We start from the raw sequence: 2,428 nt of genomic DNA on the forward strand, positions 1-2,428 counted from the left end.
TTCTTTAATAGTTGTCATTTTTTAAAAATTCTAATGGTGCTATTCTTGTAAAGTTACCGTAAAAATTAAAAGAAATACATTATCTGCTTTTTTGTTAACGATGCTATTGGCATTTCGTTTATTAACTCCCCGATACAATCGGGGTAGATTTAAAACGGCGCCAAGTGATCCCAAAATCTTTTCGTTTTTAATTTAATAATTGGGGTGGGAACACTTGAGCCAGTAGGAGCCAGTAGGAACTGTAGGCTTCATATGTGATGCGGTTGGCTTCAGGGTGTGTTTTATGTTACACTAACATCGGCAGTTTTATATATCACCCCCGCGGGGTTTAGCATTCCCTGCTGTAATTTTTTCTATAATCATGTCAGCCGTTCCGGCTTTGCTTTTTGTAATCCCAGAGGGATGTTATTATTATAGTATAAAAGAGTTGATGCCGGTAAACCCCGAAGGGGTGATATTTTTTAGCTGCCGGCCTGCCAATGTTGTTGGCCGGATGCGCAACTGCGAAGATTGGTTTTACGTAATGCTAACAGCGGCGGAGCTTTTCGGGCTTCTATTACACCAATCCTAATTCCTTTAATCTTGCTTTTCTCCAAAGAGGATAGGTTTCAAATTTAGTTCTATTATTTGCTAACCATTGTAGAATATACGAATATTTTTTTCGTTCTTCACCCGTAGGATTGTCTAAAGGATATAGCTTTTTCATTTCAAAATATTCTTTTACATTATCTTCAAAATATGTTTTGCTGAATCCAAACTCAATATCAATTCCTATTTCAATAAGTTCTTCTTCTGTTTCAGTAGTAATATTTCTTTGGCTTTCTTGTTTTTTTTCTTTTTTGATTGCCTCGATTTTGTCATTTAACCAATTTCCAAGTTTTGCTATTTTTGGGTCTTTATCAGTTTGAGATGGTAACCATCTTCTAATTCCTTGAGATAATCTTTCTTTTTTTAATTCTGAAATTAGTATGAGGTTATTAATAAGTGCATCTTCATTTATATTTCGACTGTCAGAATCTGATGCTTCTAGAAATTTAGCTTCTTTCAGTCTTTTTATTTCATATTCGGTTATTTTTCTTTTTTTCCATTCACCTTTTAGCCTCATTCTTTGGTCCATACACCATTGGGCTTCTGCTTTATATTTAAACTTTGGATTATTCTTTTGAACAGTAACCCAAGTATATGGCAGCTTTTTCGAATTACTATATTCAATTGATAATTTTAAATGATTTTCCCACTTAAGCATCCATTGTAATTCATTTGGATTACCCCAATAAAAAGTTTCATTATTTAATAGTTCTAAATGTAATGGAGGAATATATCTATTTCCATTTTCATCAATTGATTTGTATAAAAATTTTTGTTTTATATACCAAGTGTGTAACTTATGTTTTTTGGGAACAATCGGGTTGCCATTATTTAACTTTCTAAATTCTTTAAATTCTTCAAATATACTTGGCCAGGTTTTTAAGTATTCCGGAGTTATTACTAATCTATTTTCCGAAGACCGCCTTAGCTTTGGCTTACTTGGCTTTTTTTTATTTTCTTTTTTCAGTCTTTCCTCTTCTTCCTTTTTTAAACGTTCTTCTTCTCTTTTTCTTTCTTCTTCGATAATTAGTTGCTCTTCATTTTTAAATTCAATATCGGCTGCTTTATGTTTTTTCTTATACAAGTCAAATCTTCTTTCATAGTCCAAAATAATTTGGATATTATTTATATGATTTGAGGTGTGATTGAAAGATTCAAAAAGTCTTTTTAAATCAGAGTTAATAATTGACTCGCTATTTGAAGTGATTTCTATTGAAGTTTCTACGTTTGTTAAAAGTCCACCACTAGTTAAGTTCGATGAGCCGACAAAAACTGTTATATTTTTTTCATTTTTAAAATAAAAAATTTTAGGATGAAACGTAGGCTTTTTATTTGTATTTAGAAAAATAGTGTGTCCATCAGAATAAAGCTTTTTTAAAGCCGCTGGTTCAGTTTGATAAAAGTTTGTTCCAACATAAAAAATTGTTTTAAAATCTTTAAGATTTATTTTTTCAATTAAAAAGTTAAGTCCAGACATCTTTAAAAATGCAGTACAAATAATAATCTCATCAGCATTTTCCAATGCCTTTATTATTTCTGATAAATGCTTTTCTGATTCTTGATTTGAAATTAGTCTCATTTAATTGAAGTGTCGCCATAGCCTGACAGCTAACATTTGTATTTGCTTAATTGTTTGTTCAAATAATCATTTCAATCTATAACTGCACAAGTAAATAGTTTTAACGTAAGTTAGCAAAAATCCTAATATCTAAATCTATTTATTTTGGAAAAAGCAGTTGCCCAAAACAAAAAACCTCCCCAAAAAGAGAAGGTTTTTTACCTTGGTGCCCACGAAAGGAATCGAACCTTCACGCCCTTGCGAACGGCAGATTTTGAGTCT

General features: G+C 31.4%; 1 protein-coding gene. It reads right to left on the reverse strand.

Going from position 1 to position 2,428, the window contains the following annotated elements; all coding sequences use genetic code 11:
• Nucleotides 1–556: 556 nt before the first annotated feature.
• Nucleotides 557–2,167 (reverse strand): phospholipase D-like domain-containing protein, encoded by a 1,611-nt coding sequence (locus ACHZDT_RS23560; RefSeq protein ID WP_394777141.1) that lies wholly within the window; start codon nt 2,165–2,167, stop codon nt 557–559.
• Nucleotides 2,168–2,428: the final 261 nt, after the last annotated feature.

It is taken from the genome of Flavobacterium sp. (assembly GCF_043722275.1).
Lineage (GTDB): Bacteria > Bacteroidota > Bacteroidia > Flavobacteriales > Flavobacteriaceae > Flavobacterium.